Raw genomic sequence first — 19527 nt, forward strand, 5'->3', positions numbered from 1 at the left:
TAGCAGCTCATCACTGCGGATACGGCACCCAATCCCCGGCATTCAGTCGGACATAAGGCTTATTCTGATACTGGATCACCACCGCATTGGCGTTTTCCGATACCTCCGCCGTCTGCGGCAGCCCGCTGGTGAGCTGATCCCAGTTCACGCTATCTTCCACAAACAGCTTACCGTCTACTGCGCGAGCGACCAGTTCCGAGATAGCCAGATAGCTGCTTGGCTGGGTGATCTCAACTGGCGCTCCCTGATGCGGCGCCTTCATGCCAAAGAACTTAATCCCGGCCGGAACGTTAGTGATGGACGGGCTTGGGATATCGCGCAGACCAGACACCTGCATCCTGTCGCCTTTCAGCGCTCCCCCATGTTCCGGTACTACCACCACCATCACTTTGCGGCCTGATTTTTCCAGCTCGTTGAAGAACGCGTTCAGCTCGTCAAAGAACTTCTGCGCACGGGCCTTATAATCGGCCGTTTTACTCACGCCGGGATAATGGTTCCCGTCGTGCAGCGGCAGCGTGTTATAGAACGTCGCACTACGTGTCCCTTCCTCTTTGCCGACGGTATCTAACCAGCGCTGAAGCACGGCGGTATCGTCATACACCGGCGAGCCATCAAAGCCCAGCAACGTGACCGGCAGCCCTTTCTGGTCCATCAGCGGGGCCTGCATGCCACCCTGTTCACGTACTTCTTTCAGGAAGTTACCGAACTGACCGTTATGACCCATCATCAGGTGCTGGGTAAAGCCCAGTTTTGCCAGGTTATCAAACAGATAACACTGGTTAGCTGCCGGCTGGTAGAGGTTCTTATGCGAAGGCTGTCCGCAGCTGGCGCGCAGCAGGCGGATAGCCGCCGGGCCGCTGTACGACGTGGCCGAGTTGAAGTCCTTGAACTGAATATCGAAATGCGACCACAGCGGGTGCGACATCAAACCAGCCGCGTCAACGTCAGCCCAGGACAGAGAACAGATGTTAATGACCAGCAGCTCAAACGGCTGAGCATCGGCAGGCAGCGCGTCCGGGAATTTCGTCTGACGCTTATCTTCCGCAGCGTAAAAACTGGAGAGCCACGCGTTCAGGTTCGTGGATGTCGGCGGTGCAGTCTGCGCTGGAATATCCCCAACCACAGGCGTATCCCCTGCTGTCGCGACGGTCGCGGCGGCGGAACCGCCCGTGGTGGTCACGGTTGTCGTCGGCTGACCGGCTGGCCACAGCGAGAAGCTCGGGCCCGTCAGCGTCAGGACGTTAAGCCAGATCATAATCGCGACGACAAACACCGTCACCCGGATCCACTGAGACAGGAACAGCCAGGCGACCAGCAGGACAAATACCGCGCCAATCATCTGCCAGTTAATAAAGCGCTCAACCAGATCGAGCATATAGTCCGCACTGAAACCTGCGACCTGGGAGCCCTGGCTCATGATGCTTTCAGGGCCGGGCAGCCAGGTATCATGCCAGAACAGGGCGAAACCGATGGGAATAGCGACCCAGTGACGTATACGGTGCAGCCTGAGGTTCGGGATTGGCATCAGCAGGAATGCCATAAACACCAGGTTAAGCAGAGGGTGGAAATTAAGATAGCCTGCCCACAGCAGACCAAACTTCACCAGAAAGTAGAAATTCCAGCCGGACAGGCCGCGCCAGTATTGCCAGAGTGGCGATGGCGCCGAAGAGGTATAGGTAGAATTAGTCATGTTTTCGGTTTGCCTTGACGTTCGGAGCGCGACTCAGTGTTCCGGCGGGTTTAATATAGCGAGGTTTGACGAACAGTAATCTGACCGTATCGCGAATACGGCGCAGGGAATGGCGTGCATAGTAGCCAAGCGGCAAAAAAATCAGCGCGCACAGAACAACCAGTTGGATGATATCGCTGATATTCATAATGGCGCGCTCTCCTTGTTCTCATCCAGTAAGCGTAGCGGCTCAGGTACCCGACGCCAGACATGCCCGTCATGTTTCGCGTTCAGAACCGGTTTGGCACCGCTTGTCACAGGCAACGGTTTCGCCCACTTTTCAGGAGCCAGGGCACGCATCTGGACAAGCTCAGCGCTGATCAAATTATCTTCAAACCAGACCATGCGGTTCGAGAAGATATCCCCGGTAGGAAGCGGGAAGATATGGTTAAGCGCCGTATCCAGATCGTTCACCCGGCAGAAGGAGAGGAACAGCACCAGGCGGTTATCGCCAATGGTCATGATATCCCCGATACGGTTAGGGCGGCACAGAGTAAGCGCCTGCTCAACGCGAATACCCGGCACGGGGCGCAGGGCAACCATCACCCCTTTTCCGTCTGCCGGTAACAGCGTATTGCTCATCATGTTGCCCACCGCATCGCAGAAGGTGTCCCATTTCTGGTAGCCGCGCAGTTTCATCGGCTGCGTCATTGAAAGCAGGGTGCTGATATCTTCCGGAACATGTCGATTAAACTGCTGGCCCTGGATGCTTTCGATCAGCGTCAGACAGCGCGACAGGGGAGCATTCCACGGGATGACCATATTCGCGCCGCAGCCCAGTAATAAGCGCTCATCGGTGGCGCGCAGGCTGGTATTATTTTCACGCACCACAATTTTTAACGCGCTGCCGCGCTGGCGACGTAATGTGTGAATGTGCCTTGCCAGCGTTTCGATTTGGTTATTCTGGATCAACGAGAAAATAATGGTCGCCGCCTGCGTGGTGCGCGCCTCATCAAATAAGGCTTCATTGGTATCGAACAGTGACCAGTGCTCAGACAGTGCAGGCGCACCTTCCAGTACCGCAATATGGCTCAGAACGCGTTTTTCATCACTGCGTGGCTGAACTACCGTCTCTTCCTGTTGAGCAAGATGCCACTCATCCCCGACATGTTTGAGGGTAAGTTGTTGTCGGGAGCTCACCCCTTTTTCATTGCACCAGAAAGCCACGTCGTAAAGATGGCTGTCGGTCTGGACACGAATACTGGCCAGGCCATAGAGAGAACGGTATTCACTCATTAAAAGTGAAAAAAGCTTGTCATTATTACTGCCTGGGTTAACAACCAATAAGGTGCAATTTTGATTTTTTGCCCATCTGTTGATTCTTTCCAGCCATTTCAGCAGTTTTTCAGAGGGGATATTTTGCAGGCCGTTATTAGAGCATTTTAGAATCAGTAAATAGTGTTCAGGAACAATAGAACACTGAATATCGCGGGGTAAAAAGTATAGACTGTCAGCCTCCGCAGGCATGGAAAATAATCGTACTGTCTGGGGTCCACGGTCACTGTCGAGCCTGATGATTGACTTTGGCTCATCGTCCATCGTAATTATGGCCACGCGGGAATCCTTCCCCTGCGCCGCTATCGTCTGGTTTACCAGACTGATGGCATCTTCATTACGATCCGTATTAACCCACCAGACTCCTCCGACTGGCATGTGGCGCAATTCGTCCCATAATGACTGGATGCCAATAGAAAATATGGAGTCCACGGTGTCCCTCTTTTCGTCGAATTTCTATGTCTCTCAGTTTACTAGCGAAAGCGTAGAAATAAACCTAACATTGAAATTAAAGAACATCAGATTTAGCATGTAAATGAAATTTAGTGGGCAGGACGCCTCGCTGCATCTGAATCTTATGATTTTACTCAAAGGGATGAAAAAAGAATGCAAAATAACGAACCCGCAACCCCAGTCGACTCAAGTCTGGGTTACACATTCCAGAACGATTTTTTGGCACTCACGCAGGCTTTTTCTTTGCCTGAAATAGATTACACCGATATTTCCCAGCGGGAACAGTTGGCGGCGGCTATTAAACGTTGGCCGTTATTAGCTGAGTTTGCCCAACAACAATAAGGAAGCCATTGATGGCTGTACTAGGATTACAGGGCGTCCGTGGTGGGGTGGGTACAACTTCCGTTACCGCGGCGCTGGCGTGGTCATTGCAGGTATTAGGTGAATCGGTACTGGTCATTGATGCCTGTTCCGATAATTTGCTGCGCATGTCATTCAATGTCGACTTTACGCATGCAAACGGCTGGGGACGTGCGCTTCTGGACGATAAAGACTGGCGGGATGCGGGTTTGCGTTATACCTCCCAGCTCGATTTGCTTCCCTTTGGTCAATTGACCGAAACCGAGCGCGGGAATGAAGCCGCGTACCAGCGCCTGTTCTCTCGCTTCATCACCGCATTGCAGAGCCTGAAAGAGAGCGGGCACTATCAGTGGATCCTGCTGGACCTGCCGCACGGTGCCGCGTCGCTGACCCGCCAGCTGCTGGCGCAGTGCGACCATGTGCTCTCCATCGCGAACGTAGATGCGAATTGTCATATCCGTCTGCATCAGCAGCCGATGCCTGCCAATGCCCATATTCTGATCAACGATCTGCGCATTGGCAGCCAGATCCAGGACGATCTCTACCAGGTCTGGCTCCAGAGTCAGCGCCGCCTGTTGCCGATGGTGATCCATCGTGACGAAGCGATGGCGGAGTGCCTCGCGTCCAAACAACCCCTCGGGGAGTACCGTAGCGATTCACTGGCGGCGGAAGAGATCCTGACGCTGGCCAACTGGTGTCTGCTGCACTTTGCTAAACGGCCGGAGCCTGCCGGGAGTTCAGTATGAGCCGCCTGACTAACTGGCTGCTCATTCCGCCGGTCAGTTCGCGCTTAAGTGAACGCTACCGCCATTACCGTCATCACGGCGCCTCGTCGCTGAGCGCAGCGCTGGGCTGTTTGTGTATGATTCTGGCGTGGATGTTCATCCCCCTTGAGCATCCCCGCTGGCAACGCATTCGCGCGCGCCACGGTGAACTCTATCCGCATATCAACCCTGACAAGCCGCGTCCGCTGGATCCCGCGCGCTACGCTATTCAGTCCATCTGGCTACTGACGACCTCAACGGGCGCGGAGAAAAAAACGTCCCGCTGGCGCAGCTTCGATCGTGTGCAGAACCTGCGTGAACACTACCACCAGTGGCTTGACCGGCTACCCGACCGGGTGGGCGACAAAACGGGTCATTTAGATAACCAAAAAGAGCTCGGGCACCTACACCCGGGCTTGCGGCGTTTTATTCTCGGCGTGGTTGTGGTGTTCTCGCTGATTCTTGCGCTGGTCTGTATTACCCAGCCTTTCAACCCGCTGGCGCAGTTCACCTTCCTGATCCTGCTGTGGGGCGTGGCGCTGCTGGTGCGGCGCATACCAGGGCGTTTTTCTGCCCTGATGCTGATTGTGCTATCGCTGACCGTTTCCTGCCGCTACATCTGGTGGCGATATACCTCAACGCTGAACTGGGACGATCCGGTCAGCCTGGTGTGCGGCTTAGTGCTGCTGTTTGCTGAGACTTACGCCTGGATCGTGCTGGTGCTGGGTTACTTCCAGGTTATCTGGCCGCTGAATCGACAGCCGGTGCCGCTGCCAAAAGACACGACCCAGTGGCCTACGGTGGACCTCTTCGTGCCGACCTACAACGAAGACCTGTCGGTGGTAAAAAACACCATTTACGCCGCGCTGGGTATCGACTGGCCGAAGGATAAAATCAAAATCTGGATCCTCGATGACGGTGGCCGCGCCGAGTTCCGCCAGTTCGCGGACGAAGTGGGGGTAGAGTACATCGCCCGTACCACGCATGAACACGCGAAAGCCGGTAACATCAACAATGCGCTGAAATATGCCAAAGGGGAGTTCGTCTCTATTTTCGACTGCGACCACGTGCCAACGCGCTCGTTCCTGCAAATGACCATGGGCTGGTTCCTGAAGGAGAAAGAGCTTGCGATGATGCAGACGCCGCACCACTTCTTCTCACCGGACCCGTTTGAACGTAACCTCGGTCGTTTTCGTAAAACCCCGAACGAGGGCACGCTGTTCTATGGCCTGGTGCAGGACGGGAACGACATGTGGGACGCCACGTTCTTCTGCGGCTCCTGTGCGGTGATCCGCCGGAAACCGCTGGATGAAATTGGCGGGATCGCCGTCGAGACGGTCACGGAAGATGCGCACACCTCGCTGCGTCTGCACCGTCTTGGCTATACCTCGGCCTACATGCGTATTCCTCAGGCGGCGGGGTTGGCCACGGAATCCCTGTCGGCGCACATCGGCCAGCGTATTCGCTGGGCCCGCGGCATGGTGCAAATTTTCAGGCTCGATAACCCGCTGATGGGTAAAGGGCTGAAGCTGGCGCAACGGCTGTGCTACGTCAACGCCATGTTCCACTTCCTGTCGGGTATTCCACGGCTTATCTTTCTCACAGCGCCGCTGGCGTTCCTGCTCCTTCACGCTTACATCATCTATGCGCCTGCGCTGATGATTGCCCTGTTCGTTCTGCCGCACATGATCCACGCCAGCCTGACGAACTCGAAGATTCAGGGGAAATATCGGCACTCCTTCTGGAGTGAAATTTACGAAACGGTGCTGGCCTGGTACATCGCGCCGCCAACCATGGTGGCGCTGATTAACCCGCATAAAGGGAAATTCAACGTCACCGCGAAGGGCGGGCTGGTGGAAGAGGAGTATGTCGACTGGGTGATCTCCCGGCCCTATATCTTCCTGGTGCTGCTGAATATTGTGGGCGTGATTGTTGGGATCTGGCGCTACTTCTACGGCCCGGAAAACGAAATTCTGACGGTCTTCGTGAGTATGGCGTGGGTGTTTTATAACCTGATTATCCTCGGTGGCGCGGTGGCGGTATTGGTGGAGAGCAAGCAGGTTCGCCGCGCGCATCGCGTCGAAATCAGCATGCCAGCGGCCATTGCCCGCGACGATGGACATCTCTTCTCCTGTACCGTACATGACTTTTCGGATGGCGGTCTGGGTATCAAGATCAACGGTCAGGCGAAGGTGCTGGAGGGGCAGAAGGTCAACCTACTGCTTAAGCGCGGCCAGCAGGAGTATGTCTTCCCGACGCAGGTGGTGCGTGTGAGAGGAAATGAAGTGGGTCTGCAACTGATGCCGCTGACCAAAAAACAACACATTGATTTTGTGCAGTGTACGTTTGCCCGCGCGGATACGTGGGCTCTCTGGCAGGACAGCTTCCCTGAGGATAAGCCTCTGGAAAGCCTGCTGGATATTCTTAAGCTGGGGTTCCGTGGCTATCGTCACCTTGCAGAATTTGCCCCGTCGTCGGTGAAATTAATTTTCCGGTCACTTACTTCACTGGTTTCCTGGGTCGTGTCGTTCATTCCGCGTCGACCTGAGCGAGATGAAGCGAAGCAGGCGGACCCGGTTATGGCTCAACAATGATGATAACGCGATGAAAACAAAACTTTCCTGGTTATGTGCAGTGGCAATGGGGATGAGTGCGCTCCCTGCAACAGTGGCTAACGCGGCGCCTGATAACGCAGCGACCACGCCCGCGCCAACGGTGCCTGTCGTCGCGCAAGCGACCGATCCGGTTGTGACGGCCGCGCCGGGGCAGACGGAGAACGTTGTCCCGAATCAGCCGACGACGGGGAATACGCTGCCCGGCGACAACCCGGTGGTTGGGCAGGTCATGCCTGGCGTGCCGGGAGCCAGTGCGCCGGTGGTTGCCGAAAATACGCCGTCGCGTGACGTTAAGCTGACGTTTGCCCAGATCGCGCCTCCTCCGGGCAGCATGGTTCTGCGCGGCATCAACCCAAATGGCGGTATCGAATTCGGTATGCGCAGCGATGAAGTTGTGTCAAAAGCGATGCTCAACCTGGAATACACCCCATCGCCGTCGTTGCTGCCGGTGCAGTCCCAGCTTAAGGTCTATCTGAATGACGAGCTGATGGACGTCCTGCCCGTCACCAAAGAGCAACTGGGTAAGAAAACCCTGGCTCAGGTGCCGATTAATCCGCTGTTTATCACCGACTTTAACCGCGTGCGTCTGGAGTTTGTCGGCCACTACCGCGATGTCTGTGAAAACCCGGCCAGCAGCACCCTGTGGCTGGATGTCGGTCGTAACTCTTCGCTTCAGATGACCTATCAGCCGCTGGCGTTGAAAAACGATCTCTCCGCCTTCCCGGTGCCGTTCTTCGACCCGCGTGATAACCGTCCGCTGAACCTGCCGATGGTCTTTGCCGGCTCGCCGGATGTGACCGAACAGCTGGCGGCCTCTATCGTGGCATCCTGGTTTGGTTCCCGCTCCGGCTGGCGTGGTCAAAGTTTCCCGGTCATGTACGACAAAATGCCAGACAAAAACGCGATTGTGTTTGCCACCAACGCCAAACGCCCGGCATTCCTGCGTGACCATCCGGAGGTGAAAGCACCCACCATCGAGATGATCAGCCATCCGGACAATCCGTACGTGAAGCTGCTGGTGATCTTCGGCCGTGATGACAAAGATCTGGTGCAGGCGGCGAAGGGCATTGCGCAGGGAAATATCCTGTTCCGCGGTAACAGCGTTGTGGTGGATGAGGTGAAACCGCTGCTGGCGCGTAAGCCTTATGATGCGCCGAACTGGGTACGTACCGACCGGGCAATCACCTTTGGCGAGCTGAAAACCTATGAAGAGCAATTGCAGTCAACCGGGCTTGAACCTTCTCCTGTCAGCCTGTCGCTGAACCTGCCGCCGGATCTCTATCTGCTGCGCACCAACGGCATTGATATCAACCTGAACTACCGTTACACCGCGCCGGCAACCAAAGACAGCTCGCGCATGGATATCAGCCTCAACAACCAGTTCCTGCAATCGTTCAGCCTGACCAGCAGCCAGGAGACAAACCGGTTGATGCTTCGTCTGCCTGTATTGCAGGGGCTGCTGGATGGCAAAACCGATGTGTCGATCCCGGCGCTGAAGCTCGGTGCGGTGAACCAGCTGCGGTTTAACTTCCAGTATATGAACCCCATGCCGGGTGGATCGGTGGAAAACTGTATTACCTTCCAGCCGGTGCAAAACCACGTGGTGATTGGCGATGATTCCACGATCGACTTCTCGAAGTATTACCACTTTATCGCGATGCCGGATCTGCGTGCCTTTGCTAACGCCAGCTTCCCGTTCAGCCGCATGGCTGATCTCTCTGAATCGATTGTCGTGATGCCAAAAGCGGCCAACGAAGGTCAGGTTGCCACGCTGCTGGACACCATGGGCACCGTTGGGGCGCAAACCGGCTTGCCGGCTATCAACGTGACGGTGACGGATGACGGTAGTCAGATCCAGAACAAAGATGCCGATATCATGGTCATCGGCAACATTCCGGACAAGCTGAAAGACGAGAAGCGCGTCGATCTGCTGGTGCAGGCGGCTCAGTCATGGGTCAACACGCCGCTGCGTCAGACCGAGTTCCCGAGCATCATGCCGGACAGCGGCGATCGTCAGGCCAATATCAGGACGACCGTAAGTTCAACGGGTCCGATGGCCGCGATTGTCGGCTTCCAGTCGCCGTATAACGACCAGCGCAGCGTTATCGCCCTGCTGGCGGACAGCCCACGCGGCTATGAGCTGCTCAACACGGCCATGAACGACAGCGGTAAACGGGCAGCAATGTTCGGTTCCGTCTCGGTGATCCGTGAGTCGGGGGTAAACAGCCTGCGCGTGGGGGATGTCTACTACGTCGGTCATCTGCCGTGGTTCGAACGCCTGTGGTACGCCCTGTCTAACCACCCGGTGCTGCTGGCCGTGCTGGCTGCGCTCAGCGTCGTATTGCTGGCGTGGGTACTGTGGCGTCTGCTGCGAATCATCAGCCGTCGTCGTCTTAACCCGGACCATGAGTAAGCGGTGATGAAAATCTTTCGCGGGTGTGTAGTCGCAGCGTTGATGCTGGCGGCGGCGAATCTTCACGCTGCCTGTCGCTGGCCTGCCTGGGAGACGTTCAAGCAGGATTATATGAGCGAAAGTGGGCGGGTCATTGATCCCAGTGACGCGCGCAAAATCACCACCTCCGAAGGGCAAAGCTACGGGCTGTTCTTTGCCCTCGCGGCAAACGATCGCAAGGCGTTCGATCTGCTGCTGGCATGGACGCGCGATAACCTTGCCGAGGGAGATTTAGCCCAACATCTCCCGGCCTGGCTGTGGGGAAAAAAGGACGACGAAACCTGGGCGGTTATCGACCCTAACTCCGCGTCTGATGCCGATATCTGGATTGCCTGGTCGCTGCTGGAAGCCGGGCGGCTGTGGAAAAATCCCGATTACACGCGCACGGGTAAGGCGCTGTTGACGCGCATTGCCAGTGAGGAAGTGGTGAAGGTGCCGGGGCTGGGTTCTATGCTGCTGCCGGGTAAAGTCGGTTTTGCCGAAGAGAGTGTCTGGCGCTTTAACCCCAGCTACCTGCCGCCGCAGCTTGCGAGCTATTTCACCCGTTTTGGCGCGCCGTGGACGACGCTCCGTGAAACTAACCTGCGTCTGCTGCTGGAGACCGCGCCTAAAGGATTTTCCCCGAACTGGGTGAAATACCAAAAAAAGGGCGGCTGGCAGCTGTCGCAGGATGCATCCCTGATCGGCAGCTACGATGCGATTCGCGTCTATCTGTGGGTAGGGATGATGAACGATAACGATCCGCAGAAAGCCCGGCTACTGGCGCGTTTCAAGCCCATGGCGACCACCACAATCAAACAAGGCTTGCCGCCGGAGAAAGTGGATGTAGCAACCGGGAAACGCACCGGAGATGGGCCGGTAGGGTTTTCTGCCTCTCTCCTTCCGTTTTTACAAAACCGGGACGCGCAGGCGGTGCAACGCCAGCACGTCGCCGATCGTTTTCCCGATAACAATGCTTATTACAGCTACGTTCTGACCCTCTTTGGGCAAGGATGGGATCAGCATCGTTTTCGTTTCACCGTGCAAGGTGAATTACTACCGGATTGGGGCCAGGAATGCGCACGTTCACACTGAATCTACTCACCTTATCGCTTGGCCTGGCGCTAATGCCCCTGGCCCAGGCCGCCAACTCCCCGCAGCAGAGACAGCTGCTGGAACAGGTCCGTCTGGGGGAATCCACCCAGCGTGAGGATTTAGTGCGCCAGTCGCTCTATCGCCTTGAGCTGATCGATCCCAACAACCCGGATGTGATTGCCGCGCGCTTCCGCTACCTGTTACGACAGGGCGATACGGCGGGCGCGCAAAAAGAGCTGGATCGCCTGAAAGGAATGGCAGCCGATTCCAGTGCCTACCAGTCCTCCCGTACTACCATGCTGCTCTCCACGCCGGATGGTCGCCAGGCCCTCCAGCAGGCTCGCCTGCTTGCCACCACCGGGCACACGCAGGAAGCCATTGCTGCGTATGACAAACTGTTTGACGGTAAGCCGCCCAGCGGCGACATCGCGACGGAGTACTGGAACGTGGTGGCGAAAGAGCCAGCCCGCCGCAACCTGGCCATTAATCAGCTTAAGAAAATAAACGCCAGCAGTCCGGGCAACGTCCCGCTACAGTCCTCGCTGGCACAGCTTCTGTTCCAGAGCGGACGGCGTGATGAAGGGTTCGCGGTGTTGCAGGAGATGGCCAAATCGAATAATGGCCGCAGTCAGGCGTCGGACATGTGGTACCAGCAGATCAAAGATCAGCCGGTCAGCAGCGCCAGCGTCACCGCGCTGCAACAATACCTGAGCGTATTCAGCGATGGCGATAACGTGACGGCGGCGCGCACCCAGCTTGAAGCACAGCAAAAACAGCTCGCCGATCCGGCGTTCCGCGCCAAAGCCGAAGGGTTAGCCGCAGTGGATGCCGGGCAGGGCAGTAAAGCGGTAACGGAGTTGCAAAAAGCAGTCAGCGCCAACCACGCTGACAGTGAAGCCGTAGGCGCTCTGGGGCAGGCCTATTCTCAGAAAGGCGATCGCGCGCGTGCGGTTGCGCAGTTTGAAAAGGCGATCGCCCTCGATCCGCAGAGCGATAACCGGGGCAAATGGGACAGCCTGCTGAAGGTCAACCGATACTGGCTGCTGATCCAGCAGGGGGATAACGCCCTGAAAGCCAATAATACGACCCAGGCCGAACGCTATTACCAGCAGGCGCGCAATATCGACAATACTGACAGCTACGCGGTTCTGGGGCTCGGTGATGCGGCGGCGGCGCGCAAAGATAACGACGCGGCCGAGCGCTATTACCGCCAGGCGTTGCGGATGGACAGCGGCAACAGCAACGCGGTGCGCGGTCTCGCCAATATTTATCGCGCGCAGTCTCCGGAGAAGGCGACGCAGTTTATTCAGTCGCTCTCTGCCAGCCAGCGCCGCAGCATTGATGATATTGAACGTAGCCTGACGAACGAGCAGCTGTCAGCCCAGGCTGAACAGCTGGAAAGCGAGGGGAAATATGCGCAGGCCGCAGAAATTCAGCGCCGACGCCTTGCGCTTTCCCCGGGCGACGTGTGGATCACCTACCGACTGTCACGCGATCTGTATAGCGCGGGTCAGCGCAGCCAGGCGGATAACCTGATGCGTCAGCTGGCAAGTCAGAAACCGGGCGATCCGGATCAGGTTTACGCCAGCGGGCTGTACCTGTCCGGTAACGATCAGGACCGGGCGGCGCTGGCGCATCTGAACACGCTGCCGCGCGACAAGTGGAACGGTAACATTCAGGCGCTGGCGGACCGCCTGCAAAGTAACCAGGTGCTGGAAACCGCCAACCGCCTGCGCGACAGTGGAAAAGAGCAGGAGGCGGAAACGTTGCTTCGCCAGCAGCCTCCGTCCACCCGTATCGACCTGACGTTGGCGGACTGGGCTGAACAGCGGGGCGATCATGAGGCCGCGAAAACCGACTACAACACCATTCTGCAACGCGAACCGCAGAACGAAGACGCGATCCTCGGCCTGACCGAGGTCTATCTTGCTCAGGGCAACAAGGACGCGGCGCGCGCGGCGCTGGCGAAACTGCCCGCGGCACAGAACGGCGAACCGCTCTCCATCAATATGCAGCGCCGGCTTGCCATGGCGCAGGCCGGACTGGGTGATCCTGCCGCGGCAGAAAAGACCTTCAACGCCATTCTTCCGCAGGCCAAATCGCAGCCGCCTTCGATGGAAAGTGCGCTGGTGATGCGCGATGCCGCCCGTTTCCAGGCACAAAATGGTCAGCCTCAGCAGGCGCTGGACACCTGGAAAGATGCGATGGTCTCATCGGGCATCACAACGACCCGTCCCACCGATAACGACAGCTTTACGCGACTCACGCGTAACGATGAGAAAGATGACTGGCTGAAGCGCGGCGTGCGCAGCGATGCAGGCGATCTTTATCGTCAGCAGGATCTGAACGTCACGCTGCAACACGACTACTGGGGCTCCAGCGGCACGGGAGGCTATTCCGACCTGAAAGCGCACACCACCATGCTCCAGGTTGATGCGCCGCTGTCGGATGGACGTATGTTCTTCCGTAGCGATCTGGTCAATATGAACGCCGGTTCCTTTGACACCGATAACGGAACTTACGATCCGACATGGGGTACCTGTGCCGAAACGCCATGTCACGGCAGCACGAACCAGTCGGCCAACGGCGCCAGCGTGGCCGTCGGCTGGCAGAACAAAACCTGGGCGTGGGATATCGGTACAACGCCGATGGGCTTCGACGTGGTCGATGTGGTGGGCAGCCTGAGCTACAGCAACGATTTAGGGCCGATTGGCTACACCCTGAACGCCCATCGCCGTCCGATTTCCAGCTCGGTGCTGGCCTTCGCCGGGCAAAAAGATCCCAATACCGACACCACCTGGGGCGGCGTGCGTGCCACCGGTGGCGGCGTGAGCATGAGCTACGACAAAGGCGAAGCTAACGGTATCTGGTCAAGCCTGAGTGCCGACAGCCTCACCGGGAAGAATGTCGAAGATAACTGGCGCGTCCGCTGGATGACCGGCTATTACTACAAGCTCATCAATCAGAACAACGAACGCCTGACGGTGGGCGTGTCCAACATGCTCTGGCATTACGATAAGGATTTAAGTGGCTATTCGCTGGGCCAGGGCGGTTACTACAGTCCCCAGGAGTATGTGTCGTTCGCCTTACCGGTGAACTGGCGTAAACGCACAGAGAACTGGTCATGGGAGCTGGGCGGCTCCGTCTCCTGGTCTCATTCAAAAACAAAAGATGTGATGCGTTATCCGTTACAGGGGCTGATCCCGGACAATGAGCCAGGCCGTTATACCGATAAAGGTGTGATGGAAACCGGAAGTAGCTCGTCAGGCACGGGTTATACCGCAAGGGCGATTGTTGAACGCCGCGTGACGTCCAACTGGTTTGTCGGTCTGGGCGTCGATATTCAGGAAGCAAAAGACTATACCCCGAGCCATGCGCTGCTCTACGTTCGGTATTCTGCCGCGGGCTGGCAGGGTGATATGGACTTACCACCGGAACCGCTGGTGCCTTATGCAGACTGGTGATCGGATTTTTACTTAATCTAATTGTAAGTCTCTCTTAAAAGTGCAGCTATCGGGTATACTCGGACGCACCAGGTTTACACCCTGGTGCGCCCTGCGCTTCGAGTTTTGTGGAGAGTCATTTTGCGTGTCAGCCGTTCCTTAACGATCAAACAGATGGCGATGGTGTCTGCCGTCACAATGCTGTTTGTCTTCATCTTCTGCGTCATTTTGCTGTTCCACTCCGTACAGCAGAATCGCTACAACACGGCTTCGCAACTGGAAAGTATTGCCCGCTCGGTGCGGGAACCCCTGTCAGCCTCGATCCTGAAAGGGGATATCCCCGAGGCGGAATCCATCCTGAAGCGCATTCAGCCCGCTGGTATCGTGAGCCGCGCGGATGTTGTACTGCCGAACCAGTTCCAGGCGCTGCGGATGAGCTTTATCCCGGAGCGTTCCGTCCCGATGATGGTGATGCGCCTGTTTGAACTGCCGGTGCAAATTTCCCTGCCTCTCTATTCCCTGGAAAGACCGGCTAACCCGCAACCGTTGGCCTACCTGGTGCTACAGGCCGACTCGTACCGCATGTATAAATTCGTCATGAGTTGGGTTGCTACATTAGTGACCACTTACTTACTTTTGACATTAATGCTGAGCGTGGCGCTGACGTGGTGTATCAACCGGTTAATTGTGCATCCGTTGCGCCGCATAGCCCGGGAGCTGAACGACCTCTCTCCACAGGAGCACATGGGGCATCAGCTTCCGTTGCCGCGCCTGCATCACGACGATGAAATTGGCATGCTGGTCCGCAGTTACAATATCAACCAGCAGCGTGTCCTGCGTCAGCAGGAAGAGCTCAGTAGCAACGCCACCCGTTTTCCGGTATCTGATCTGCCAAACAAAGCGTTTTTAATGGCCTTGCTGGAGCAGACCGTCGCCCGCCAGCAGACCACCGCGCTGATGGTGATTGCCTGCGAAACCTTGCAGGACACGGCGGGCGTGCTGAAAGAGAGCCAGCGCGAAATGCTGTTACTAACGCTAGTGGAAAAGGTGAAATCCGTTCTGGCGCCGCGCATGGTGCTCACCCAGGTCAGCGGCTATGACCTGGTGGTGATCGCGCACGGTGTTAAAGAGCCGTGGCACGCCATTACGCTAGGTCAGCAAGTACTCACTGTCATTAATGAGCGGCTGCCCATTCAGGGTATCCAGCTTCGCCCGAGCGCCAGCATCGGTATTGCGATGTACTCCGGGGGGCTGACCGCCGAGCAGCTTTATCGTCGGGCTTTCTCGGCCGCGTTCACCGCGCGCCGGAAAGGGAAAAACCAGATCCAGTTCTTTGATCCGGAGCAGATGGAAAAAGCCCAGCAGCGCCTGACGGAAGAGAGCGACATTCTGACGGCGATGGACAATCGCCAGTTTGCGCTCTGGCTACAGCCGCAGGTCAATTTGCGCACGGGTGAAGTGACCAGCGCCGAAGCGTTGCTGCGTATGCAACAGCCGGACGGTACGTGGGAGCTGCCTGAAGGGATGATCGAACGTATCGAGTCCTGCGGCCTGATGGTCACCGTCGGCTACTGGGTGCTGGAAGAGTCTTGCCGCCAGCTTGCGGCCTGGCAACAACGGGGCATCACGCTGCCGCTGTCGGTGAATCTCTCTGCGCTACAGCTGATGCACCCGACCATGGTGCCGGAGATGCTTGAGTTGATCCATCGCTACCGCATCCAGCCCCACACGTTGATCCTGGAAGTCACCGAGAGCCGTTGTATCGATAATCCTGACGACGCTGTCGCCATCCTGAAACCGCTGCGTAATGCCGGGATCCGCATTGCGCTGGACGATTTCGGTATGGGGTATTCCGGCCTGCGTCAGCTCCAGCACATGAAAACGTTGCCGGTGGACGTCCTGAAAATCGACAAAACCTTTGTGGAAGGGCTGCCGGAGGATTGCAGCCTGGTGCAGGCCATTATTCAGATGGCGCACAGCCTGAATCTGCACGTCATTGCCGAGGGTATTGAGACCGACGCCCAGCGTGAGTGGCTGGCTGCGGCGGGCGTAGAGAGCGGACAGGGCTTCCTGTTTGATCGCGCCGTACCGACGGATATCTTTGAGCAACGCTATCTCGCCGACGCTGGCAATAACGCAAAAGTGTAATTTTGTTGCTGGCTTGTGCGAGCCAGCTCAAAGTTCTTAACATTTGTGTTTCAAATTTGAACCCCGTTTATTTCTGTCCTGTTATGTGGGTGTTATTTTAAAGCCGCAGGTTAACCATAACCTTACAAAGCCTGTAGTTTTTCTTTCCAGGGACACCCTATGAAAACCTCACTCTTCAAAAGTCTTTACTTCCAGGTCCTGACAGCCATCGCCATCGGTATTCTGCTCGGTCACTACTACCCGGAGCTGGGCGCGCAGATGAAACCGCTTGGCGACGCGTTCGTTAAGCTCATCAAAATGATCATCGCGCCTGTCATTTTCTGTACCGTGGTGACCGGTATCGCTGGCATGGAAAGCATGAAGGCGGTCGGGCGTACGGGAGCGGTTGCCCTGCTGTACTTCGAGATTGTCAGTACCATCGCGCTGATTATCGGCCTGATTATTGTCAACGTGGTACAGCCTGGCGCGGGCATGAACGTTGACCCGGCCACGCTGGATGCGAAAGCGGTGGCGGTTTACGCTGAACAGGCGAAAGATCAGGGGATTGTTGCCTTCCTGCTGGACGTGATCCCGAGCAGCGTGATTGGCGCGTTCGCCAGCGGAAACATCCTCCAGGTACTGCTGTTTGCCGTGCTGTTTGGCTTTGCCCTGCACCGTCTTGGCAGCAAAGGCCAGCTGATTTTTAACGTCATTGAAAGCTTCTCGCAGGTTATCTTCGGCATCATCAACATGATTATGCGTCTGGCCCCGATTGGCGCCTTTGGCGCGATGGCCTTCACCATCGGGAAATACGGCGTCGGCACGCTGGTACAGCTGGGCCAGCTGATCGTCTGCTTCTACATCACCTGTATTCTGTTTGTGGTGGTGGTGCTCGGCTCCATCGCCCGTGCGACCGGCTTCAGCATCTTCAAATTTATTCGTTACATTCGTGAAGAGCTGCTGATTGTCCTCGGCACATCCTCTTCGGAGTCCGCGCTGCCGCGTATGCTCGATAAAATGGAAAAGCTGGGCTGCCGTAAGTCAGTGGTGGGGCTGGTTATTCCTACGGGCTACTCTTTTAACCTGGATGGCACCTCGATATACCTGACGATGGCGGCGGTCTTTATTGCCCAGGCCACTAACAGCCACATGGATATCTTCCATCAGATTACGCTGCTGGTGGTGCTTCTGCTCTCTTCAAAAGGGGCGGCGGGCGTAACGGGCAGCGGATTTATCGTGCTGGCGGCCACCATTTCGGCGGTGGGCCATCTGCCGGTGGCGGGCCTGGCCCTGATCCTCGGTATTGACCGCTTTATGTCTGAAGCCCGTGCGTTAACCAACCTGGTCGGCAATGGCGTGGCGACGATTGTGGTGGCGAAGTGGGTGAAAGAGCTGGATCACAAGAAGCTTAACGATACGCTGAATAACCGCACATCTGAGGACAAAACCCCCGGTTTATCCTCTTAATCCCTCATAAATGCCCGTATTCCCTTGTGGGGATGCGGGCACCTGCGCATAATAACCGTTCATACCTGTCATAATTCGACAAGATTTTTTTTGGGTATATTTCACTTCCGCCCGTGACGTTTAGCTGAACACGCTGTCTAATCGGAAGGTTTTCATCGTCATCTTTGAGTGCTCACGTCGCGAGACACTCTCTTTAACCAGGAATGTTGATCAGGGGTTCACATGCAGGGCACAAAAATTCGACTCTTAACCGGCGGTTTGCTGATGATGGCAGCAGCCAGTTATGTGCAGGCAGATGCGCTCCAGCCAGACCCGGCCTGGCAACAGGGAACACTGGCGAACGGTTTCCAGTGGCAGGTATTATCCACTCCGCAACGTCCGAGCGATCGCATTGAAATCCGTCTTTCTGTGAATACCGGCTCCCTCACTGAAAGCACCCAGCAGACCGGCTTAAGCCACTTTATTCCTCGACTGGCGCTCACCCAGAGCGGCAGTTTGCAGGCGGTTCAGGTGCGTTCTTTATGGCAACAGGCCATCGATCCGAAACGCCCGCTGCCCCCGGCTGTGGTCTCCTATGACTACACCATGTTTAACCTGAGCCTGCCCAACAACCGTAACGATCTGCTTAAAGAAGCGCTTACCTATCTATCCGATGCCACCGGCAAACTGGCGATTACGCCTGAGACCGTAAACTATGCGTTGAGCAACAGCGACATGGTGGCGACCTGGCCGACGGATACCAAAGAAGGCTGGTGGCGCTACCGCCTGAAAGGGTCCACGCTGCTTGGCCACGACCCGGCAGAACCGCTGAAACAGCCGGTGGATGCAGAGCAGGTGAAATCTTTCTACCAGCAGTGGTACACCCCGGATGCCATGACCCTCATTGTAGTGGGCAACGTGGACAGCCGTGCGGTGATAGAGCAGATCAACAAAGCCTTTGGCGATCTGAAAGGGAAGCGTGAAACGCCTGCCCCTGTTCCTACCTTGTCCCCGCTGCGTCCTGAGACGGTCAGCATCATGACGGATACCGTGCGTCAGGATCGTCTTTCAATGATGTGGGATACGGCCTGGCAGCCGATCCGCGAGTCTTCTGCGCTGCTGCGTTACTGGCGTGCGGATCTCGCGCGTGAAGCGCTGTTCTGGCACGTTCAGCAGACGCTCAGCAAGAACAACGTGAAAGATATTGGCCTGGGCTTTGACTGCCGTGTGCTGTTCCAGCGCGCCCAGTGCGCCATTAACGTGGAATCGCCGGGCGATAAGCTCAATGCCAATCTCGGCGTGGTGGCGAAAGAGCTGGCTAAAGTGCGTAAAGAGGGCCTGTCTGAAGAGGAGTTTAACGCGCTGGTGGCGCAGAAATCCCTTGAATTGCAGAAACTGTTCGCCACCTATGCCCGCGCCGATACCGATATCTTAATCAGCCAGCGCATTCGCTCCTTGCAGAATCAGGTGGTGGATATCGCGCCGGAGCAGTATCAGAAACTGCGTCAGGACTTCCTGAACGGTCTGACCGTGGAGATGCTGAATCAGGATCTGCGCCAGCAGTTGTCGCAGGATATGGCGTTGATTCTGTTACAGCCGAAAGGTGAGCCGGAATATGACATGAAAGAGTTGAAGGCCACCTGGAACGCCATCATGGCGACGGCGCCGCAGCCAGCGCAAACGGCAGCCGATGATTTACATCAGGATGCGAGCGATATTCCGCAGGGCCAGTAAGCCCTGCGTCCCCTCTCCCTGTGGGAGAGGGTTAGGGTGAGGGCATCAGCCCGCC

12 protein-coding genes are annotated in these 19527 nt (G+C 56.7%); 9 read left to right on the forward strand and 3 right to left on the reverse strand.

Going from position 1 to position 19527, the window contains the following annotated elements:
• Positions 1-10: 10 nt before the first annotated feature.
• Genes bcsG through bcsE form a run of 3 tightly spaced genes read right to left on the reverse strand, consistent with a single transcriptional unit; the run spans position 11 to position 3436 of the window.
• Complete coding sequence (gene bcsG, locus AM329_RS19255; RefSeq protein ID WP_023315007.1) at positions 11-1690, reverse strand: cellulose biosynthesis protein BcsG; 1680 nt, start codon at positions 1688-1690, stop codon at positions 11-13.
• Positions 1683-1877, reverse strand: coding sequence for a cellulose biosynthesis protein BcsF (bcsF, locus tag AM329_RS19260; RefSeq protein ID WP_003861172.1), 195 nt, complete (start codon positions 1875-1877; stop codon positions 1683-1685). The genes bcsG and bcsF overlap by 8 nt, the downstream gene beginning before the upstream one ends.
• A complete protein-coding gene (gene bcsE, locus AM329_RS19265; protein ID WP_032608098.1) occupies positions 1874-3436 on the reverse strand; it encodes a cellulose biosynthesis c-di-GMP-binding protein BcsE in 1563 nt (520 codons plus the stop codon). Before bcsE ends, bcsF begins: the two co-directional genes overlap by 4 nt.
• 174 nt (positions 3437-3610) lie before the next feature.
• Here bcsE and bcsR point away from each other — a divergent pair, with 174 nt between their 5' ends.
• From bcsR to AM329_RS19310, 9 genes are all read left to right on the forward strand, one after another.
• Complete coding sequence (gene bcsR / locus AM329_RS19270) at positions 3611-3799, forward strand: cellulose biosynthesis protein BcsR (RefSeq protein WP_003861175.1); 189 nt, start codon at positions 3611-3613, stop codon at positions 3797-3799.
• A gap of 11 nt (positions 3800-3810) precedes the next feature.
• Positions 3811-4563, forward strand: coding sequence for a cellulose biosynthesis protein BcsQ (gene bcsQ / locus AM329_RS19275; RefSeq protein ID WP_003861177.1), 753 nt, complete (start codon positions 3811-3813; stop codon positions 4561-4563).
• The gene (gene bcsA / locus AM329_RS19280) at positions 4560-7175 is read left to right on the forward strand and encodes a UDP-forming cellulose synthase catalytic subunit (RefSeq protein WP_039264747.1); all 2616 of its coding nucleotides are present in this window, start codon (positions 4560-4562) and stop codon (positions 7173-7175) included. Before bcsQ ends, bcsA begins: the two co-directional genes overlap by 4 nt.
• A 10-nt stretch (positions 7176-7185) precedes the next feature.
• Entirely contained in the window at positions 7186-9609 is a 2424-nt protein-coding gene (bcsB, locus tag AM329_RS19285; protein WP_057979983.1) for a cellulose biosynthesis cyclic di-GMP-binding regulatory protein BcsB, read from the forward strand.
• A gap of 6 nt (positions 9610-9615) precedes the next feature.
• Positions 9616-10722 carry a cellulose synthase complex periplasmic endoglucanase BcsZ gene (gene bcsZ, locus AM329_RS19290; protein WP_003861183.1) on the forward strand — a complete coding sequence of 369 codons (1107 nt, stop codon included), beginning with the start codon at positions 9616-9618 and terminating at the stop codon, positions 10720-10722.
• Entirely contained in the window at positions 10704-14186 is a 3483-nt protein-coding gene (gene bcsC / locus AM329_RS19295; RefSeq protein WP_032608095.1) for a cellulose synthase complex outer membrane protein BcsC, read from the forward strand. The genes bcsZ and bcsC overlap by 19 nt, the downstream gene beginning before the upstream one ends.
• Positions 14187-14306: 120 nt before the next feature.
• Positions 14307-16313: a biofilm formation regulator HmsP gene (gene hmsP / locus AM329_RS19300; RefSeq protein ID WP_032608094.1), complete on the forward strand. Its 2007-nt coding sequence runs from the start codon at positions 14307-14309 to the stop codon at positions 16311-16313.
• A gap of 159 nt (positions 16314-16472) precedes the next feature.
• Positions 16473-17759 carry a C4-dicarboxylate transporter DctC gene (gene dctA / locus AM329_RS19305; protein WP_015571524.1) on the forward strand — a complete coding sequence of 429 codons (1287 nt, stop codon included), beginning with the start codon at positions 16473-16475 and terminating at the stop codon, positions 17757-17759.
• Positions 17760-17981: 222 nt separating this feature from the next.
• Positions 17982-19472: a pitrilysin family protein gene (locus tag AM329_RS19310; protein ID WP_003861190.1), complete on the forward strand. Its 1491-nt coding sequence runs from the start codon at positions 17982-17984 to the stop codon at positions 19470-19472.
• Positions 19473-19527 lie beyond the last annotated feature (55 nt).

Source organism: Enterobacter cloacae complex sp. AR_0002, from assembly GCF_001922365.1.
Lineage (GTDB): Bacteria > Pseudomonadota > Gammaproteobacteria > Enterobacterales > Enterobacteriaceae > Enterobacter > Enterobacter hormaechei_C.

Bases quoted from the DNA above. Each gene is read 5' to 3' on its own strand.
- bcsB (WP_057979983.1), top strand. From the start codon at position 7,186: ATGAAAACAAAACTTTCCTGGTTATGTGCAGTGGCAATGGGGATGAGT.
- bcsA (WP_039264747.1), top strand. From the start codon at position 4,560: ATGAGCCGCCTGACTAACTGGCTGCTCATTCCGCCGGTCAGTTCGCGC.
- bcsC (WP_032608095.1), top strand. From the start codon at position 10,704: ATGCGCACGTTCACACTGAATCTACTCACCTTATCGCTTGGCCTGGCG.
- bcsG (WP_023315007.1), bottom strand. From the start codon at position 1,690: ATGACTAATTCTACCTATACCTCTTCGGCGCCATCGCCACTCTGGCAA.
- AM329_RS19310 (WP_003861190.1), top strand. From the start codon at position 17,982: ATGCAGGGCACAAAAATTCGACTCTTAACCGGCGGTTTGCTGATGATG.
- bcsZ (WP_003861183.1), top strand. From the start codon at position 9,616: ATGAAAATCTTTCGCGGGTGTGTAGTCGCAGCGTTGATGCTGGCGGCG.
- bcsF (WP_003861172.1), bottom strand. From the start codon at position 1,877: ATGAATATCAGCGATATCATCCAACTGGTTGTTCTGTGCGCGCTGATT.
- bcsQ (WP_003861177.1), top strand. From the start codon at position 3,811: ATGGCTGTACTAGGATTACAGGGCGTCCGTGGTGGGGTGGGTACAACT.
- bcsR (WP_003861175.1), top strand. From the start codon at position 3,611: ATGCAAAATAACGAACCCGCAACCCCAGTCGACTCAAGTCTGGGTTAC.
- dctA (WP_015571524.1), top strand. From the start codon at position 16,473: ATGAAAACCTCACTCTTCAAAAGTCTTTACTTCCAGGTCCTGACAGCC.